This window comes from Lutimaribacter pacificus (assembly GCF_900142185.1).
Lineage (GTDB): Bacteria > Pseudomonadota > Alphaproteobacteria > Rhodobacterales > Rhodobacteraceae > Lutimaribacter > Lutimaribacter pacificus.
The window spans coordinates 1-4829 of the sequence record NZ_FQZZ01000024.1 but is presented as its reverse complement, the minus strand read 5'-3'; the positions used below and the strand labels follow the sequence as shown (position 1 = coordinate 4829).

Genomic DNA, 4829 nt, shown 5'->3' with positions numbered 1-4829 from the left:
CGCCCGGCGCGCTTGCCCAAACCGAAACCCATGATTATCAAGATCAAACCCGCAGACTCTCGTTATGAACGAGGGACCGAAGGGGGGCAGGTCACTACGGGTGTCGCTCCGGAAGGGTTGAGCGACTGAGATGGTGAGGGTTTTTCAACGCGGGTCGTGGTCGCGAAAATGGGCCGCTTCCAGCCGCGCCCCGCATCAGAAAACCTTCACCAAAGCGGTCATTGCCTCGAGTAGGACAGATGGCAGCTTTTGTTGGCTGGCCCCAAGTACTTGATCGACATGTTGCGACCCAATGCGATCGGTTGGGAAGGAGCCGGATGCGCCAGTGGACTATTTACTTGGTTTGCGGACGTGCTGACTGTTCGCCACACGGTTTGCGCGCTCGGCAATGGATGCACAACGTTCGATGAGGTCGTCGAAACGCTCAGCGTCTTCAAGCAGGAGGCCGTCGTCGACCATATGCGCGTAGTCGGCCGCGAGCGCGGTGCGAGCCTCTCCGTTTGGGACCAGTTGCACATGGCCGTGAACCGCGGCTTCATAGTCCACGGGTGTTCCGTCGGCTGTCTTCTCCGGGAAGAACATGCGCTTGTGCCGCGCCACTGCAGAGGCAAGGTCGCGGTCGGAAATGGCCAGATCCGCGATGCCTGCATCATCGAGGCGTACCAGGTCATGCCAATGGCGCGCGAAGCGTTCCCCGCGGAGCCGTCCCTGGACGCAGAAGACATGGATCGCTGTGGCCTTCTCCCAAAAGGTCCGCTCGGCATGCATCACGCGCGGTGTCACGGTCGGAAAGGTCACGCCCTCGATCAGCCCTTTTGCATCGCAGGAGACGTCACGCAGGCTCGCCGGTTCGCCCGTCGACCTCGCGCCGAATTCCAGCATGACGCTCGGGGCGACATAGCCGGAGCCAGAAGAGGCAGCTTCGTAATCGATGAAAAGCTTGTCGCCATCTGCCCGTGTCGAGGCCGATAGCCCTTGCGCTGCAATGGCGTCCTGGATCAAGGGCTGCGTCATTTCGACGACCCATTTAGGCAATCGATCCCGGACAGCTTTCGACCAGCGCTTTTCCTCGCTGCGCGTGGTTGGCAGGGCTTCGGCGCGTTCGCCCACCAGATCAGGCGCGATTGCCCGTATGTCATAGGTCAGATCGACATCTTCAGAGAAGCGCTGGATCACCCCATAGGCTTTGGAAAGGGATGTTCCGCCCTTGAAGACGAGGTGCTCACCAAGCTCGGAACTGAAGAGGGTCTGAAGGGCCCAGACAACCCAGACGTCCTTTTCGAGCAGGTGCGCAGGCCGCCCGGAGCGATCTGCAGCGACGGCCAGGGCCTCCTTGCGGTCTGCAGACGACAACGACAGGAAGGGCTCAGACATACGCCGCCTTTCCGACACTGCGTGCAAGCCAGGTCGGGAACTGCGGCGCGGCGGTTACCAATTCGTCAAAGGCCGCTGCAGGCAATTTCTGCTTCAGCGATCTGAGCGCGGATTCCGCCTGTTCCGGCCCGAGCCAGGCCAGGGCGCGAACGGCACTGCCTGCCGGCCGCTTCCCAAGGGCAAGCTGCCATCGGGGGGCGTGGCGCAGTTCGACGAGTTGTTTGCCCAAGGAGAGGGTGCGGCTGCGACCCGAGGTCAGGTACACGGATCGAACAGGCACTTGCGTGGTCAGGCCGAGTGCATTCGCCTCGGCGGCGCCGGTTGGAACGATGACTTCGCCACGTTGCGCCGCGAGGGCCTCGACAGCCTGTTCCACGGACGGCGCGCGCGTTCCAAACCGGCTTTTGATTGGTCGCAGGTAAACCCCGCGCCCGGCACGGATCAACTGGCCGCGCTCGGCGAGGCGCGACAAGGCCTGATCCACACCGGCACGGCTGCCGAGGTGCAGCAGCCCCTTTGCGGCAAGTGGCGCTCCTTCCGGAAGTCCCTCTGCATGGCTCAATATCTGTTCGGCAAGGCGCTGCATGATCGTTCTCCTGTCAGAAATATACGCAGTTTTCTGACAGAATTCAATCCGTGCTGTCGGGCGAGGCGAGGAGGGTGGTCGCTTGGTGCCATGGGTAGCAGGCTGGCCTTCGGCGATTTTCCTTGTGAGAGCAGGCTTACCGAAGGCCCTGCAGTTGCAGGCATTCCCTGACGGCTGCAGCCCGCCTCTTGTCCAGGTACTCGGCCAGATCATCGATATGGACGCCTTTGGCGCATTTCTGGGACGCTTCCATGCGGACGAGGGGGAGGGCGATGGAACCAGCCGAGACTTTGCGGATGAACTTGTCGGTACTCAGACCGAAAAAATCCCTGGCGACATCCTCAGCGGGAATGATCGGTCGCCCGGAATACATCGCTATCAAGAGAAACGCCGTGTTCATGATCCCGGAATGAAACACGATCGCATAGATGGGAGAAGGGCGCGCAGCCGGTTGTCGGGGAGACGGATAGCATGGAGCGCAAATCGGATGGGGGCGTTGGATCGGGGAGACTCTCCGAAGCGTGTGAAAGGGGGTAGGGAACCCATGCTTGGGTAAGTCGGGCGGGAGCCTCGACGCCAAGCAACGCTTCTGGAGAGGCCGCAAGACCAGTGCACCTTTTGCGGTGCAGACATCCCCGGATCCCGCTGGGGGCGCTGCCACACTGGTGCTGCCGGCAGGAGGAGGGTCATCCAGACCCGCGGCACCGCCTTGAGGGCCGAGTCCTCTGCGCTCACCGACCAGAAGGCTTTGGCTTGGGCTGATGCAGGCGTCGGCTGGTGTTCTTGCGGAAGGTGTTGCGCAGATCCTTGTTGATCAGCTCTTTGTCGAACCAGTCCGGATCGAAATGCCCGCCGGCCCAGCGAAGGTTGGAGCTGTGGTCCTCGTGGTTCGGATCGCGGGTGGTCTCGAGGAAATCGGCATAGGACCAGGGGCCGCCGACGTCCTCGGGCGGCCGGGCACGGGCACCTTCGGTGCATTCCGCGTGGCGGGGCAGGGGATCGAGGGATAGCCACTCCTCGATCCGGATCACATGGGTCCAGTCATCGCCAAAGTCGTAGAGGTAATTGAAGGTCAGATCCTGGCCGGTGAAATCCGCCAGCCTGACCCCGGTGTAGTCGAAAATCTGCGGTCCGCCGAAACCATCCTCAAGCTGATCGGGGTCGCCATAGCGCAGCCCGCCGATCCGGAACTCATGCAGATGGCTGTCGGTCCAGCTGAACGCGGCCTGCAGCACCAAGTGCAGCCTGTCGAGCGTCCAGTCCGACGGCACGACAAGTCGCCGCCAGATCGGCGGGTCAATCTCCGCCAGAGAGACATGCAGGCGGACGGCATTCGCGGGCTGGTACAAGACAGGTCCCCCGGTCAGATCGCAAAATCGTCCAGCGATTTTCCCGAAGCCAGCGCCTCGGCGATCCATGCCGGTTTGCGCCCACGGCCAGACCAGGTGATTTCGGTGTTTTCCGGATGGCGGTACTTGGGCGCAGACGCCGCGCGTTTCCGGGTGGGAGCGGCTTCCGCAAGCTCGTCGAAGCTGAAACCTAGTTCGCGGGCCAATTCGTCAACCTTGGCGCGGGCCTCGGCCTTGCGACGGTCCTCGAAACTGGCGATGGCCTTCGCAACATTCTTTTGCAACTGCTTCAGCTCGGGAAGCGACAAGGCGTTAAGATCGATATCCGTCATTTGGTCCTCTTTTATTGCCCGTTGGCTTTGAGCCCGAGCTCGCGGGAAGGAAGGCGTCCGGCGCTGGAAAGCATGCACCGCGATTGCGTGTCAGATAAGCGCAGATATCCTGGGGATTACAACACGTCGGGGATTGGCGGCTCGCGGTTGGTGGCTTTTGCCTTTTTATGCCTGCCTCGGCTGAATACGAGGATTGTCTGGGGGAAAGCCTTCCCCCTGGTCGGCACTGGCGTTGCCGACACACCCCCATCAGCGGGGAGACCCCGCAACGCCCCCGAGAGTGAAAGTGCGGGCGGGTTTTCCGTGACGGGTTGAGGGCTGGAGGAGAGGCCTCCGGCGCCCGTCGCGGAGATCATCCCGATGACCAGAGAGTATCGCGCGGCCGGCAAGAGCGGTCCGCGCACGAGCCTTTATGACGACATCACCGACAAGATCATCGCCGAGCTGGAGGAAGGCCGGCTGCCCTGGGTTCAGCCCTGGGGAACGGCGGCGGCGCAGGCGCCGCTCGCCATGCCGTGCAACGCCAGCACGGGTCGGCAATATTCCGGGATCAATGTCCTGATCCTCTGGGGCGCCGTGATCCAGCAGGGCTATCCAACTCAGCACTGGCTGACGTTCCGCCAGGCGCTGTCGCTCGGCGGCAATGTTCGCAAGGGCGAGCGGGGCACAACCGTCGTCTATGCTGACCGGTTCACGCCTGACGACGAGAAGCGCCGCGCGCGGGAGACCGGAGAAGATGCAAACAGCATCCCGTTCCTGAAGCGCTTTTCCGTGTTCAATGCGGCGCAATGCGAAGGTTTGCCAGACGACATCGCCGTCGAGGCGCCGCCACCGCCGCCCGGGCTGATCGAGCCGCGGGTCGAGGCATTGATCGCGGCGACTGGTATCGACTTCCGGATCGGTGGCAGCCGCGCCTTCTATGTTCCCGCGCTCGATTACGTGCAGGTGCCACCTCCGCAGGCCTATTTCGAGCCGATCAACTGGCACCGGACCGCACTGCACGAGATGGGGCACGCGACAGGACATGCCTCACGGTTGGGGCGGGACTTCTCGGGCGGTTTCGGCACGAAGAAATACGCCTTCGAGGAACTGATCGCCTTATCTTGACAGTCTGCACCGCATGCCACCTTGCCGTAGGATGGGTGACAGGCGTTGACGGTAGGCAGTTTTCAGGCTGGCCGCCGCGCT

The 4829-nt window shown here is 62.6% G+C and carries 6 protein-coding genes; 1 reads left to right on the top strand and 5 read right to left on the bottom strand.

Features of this window, described 5'->3' with window-relative positions:
* Window positions 1-330 precede the first annotated feature (330 nt).
* The 5 genes from F3H87_RS21685 to F3H87_RS21665 all read right to left on the bottom strand — a co-directional run bounded on the left by F3H87_RS21685 (window position 331) and on the right by F3H87_RS21665 (window position 3641).
* Window positions 331-1374 carry a nucleotidyl transferase AbiEii/AbiGii toxin family protein gene (locus tag F3H87_RS21685; RefSeq protein WP_149789850.1) on the bottom strand — a complete coding sequence of 348 codons (1044 nt, stop codon included), beginning with the start codon at window positions 1372-1374 and terminating at the stop codon, window positions 331-333.
* On the bottom strand, window positions 1367-1960 hold the full coding sequence (locus F3H87_RS21680; protein ID WP_149789849.1) for a DUF6088 family protein: 594 nt from the start codon (window positions 1958-1960) through the stop codon (window positions 1367-1369). Before F3H87_RS21680 ends, F3H87_RS21685 begins: the two co-directional genes overlap by 8 nt.
* Before the next feature lie 136 nt (window positions 1961-2096).
* On the bottom strand, window positions 2097-2360 hold the full coding sequence (locus F3H87_RS21675) for a pyocin activator PrtN family protein (protein WP_149789848.1): 264 nt from the start codon (window positions 2358-2360) through the stop codon (window positions 2097-2099).
* 331 nt (window positions 2361-2691) lie between these two features.
* The gene (locus tag F3H87_RS21670; RefSeq protein ID WP_149789847.1) at window positions 2692-3309 is read right to left on the bottom strand and encodes a plasmid pRiA4b ORF-3 family protein; all 618 of its coding nucleotides are present in this window, start codon (window positions 3307-3309) and stop codon (window positions 2692-2694) included.
* Window positions 3310-3323: 14 nt separating this feature from the next.
* Window positions 3324-3641 (bottom strand): H-NS histone family protein, encoded by a 318-nt coding sequence (locus F3H87_RS21665; protein ID WP_149789846.1) that lies wholly within the window; start codon window positions 3639-3641, stop codon window positions 3324-3326.
* A gap of 360 nt (window positions 3642-4001) precedes the next feature.
* On the opposite strand from F3H87_RS21665, the gene F3H87_RS21660 reads away from it, so the two are divergent.
* Window positions 4002-4748, top strand: coding sequence for an ArdC family protein (locus F3H87_RS21660; protein ID WP_149789845.1), 747 nt, complete (start codon window positions 4002-4004; stop codon window positions 4746-4748).
* Window positions 4749-4829: the final 81 nt, after the last annotated feature.

Excerpts from the sequence above, each read along its gene's own strand:
- F3H87_RS21685 (WP_149789850.1), bottom strand. The coding sequence starts at position 1,374 with ATGTCTGAGCCCTTCCTGTCGTTGTCGTCTGCAGACCGCAAGGAGGCC.
- F3H87_RS21680 (WP_149789849.1), bottom strand. The coding sequence starts at position 1,960 with ATGCAGCGCCTTGCCGAACAGATATTGAGCCATGCAGAGGGACTTCCG.
- F3H87_RS21665 (WP_149789846.1), bottom strand. The coding sequence starts at position 3,641 with ATGACGGATATCGATCTTAACGCCTTGTCGCTTCCCGAGCTGAAGCAG.
- F3H87_RS21675 (WP_149789848.1), bottom strand. The coding sequence starts at position 2,360 with ATGAACACGGCGTTTCTCTTGATAGCGATGTATTCCGGGCGACCGATC.
- F3H87_RS21660 (WP_149789845.1), top strand. The coding sequence starts at position 4,002 with ATGACCAGAGAGTATCGCGCGGCCGGCAAGAGCGGTCCGCGCACGAGC.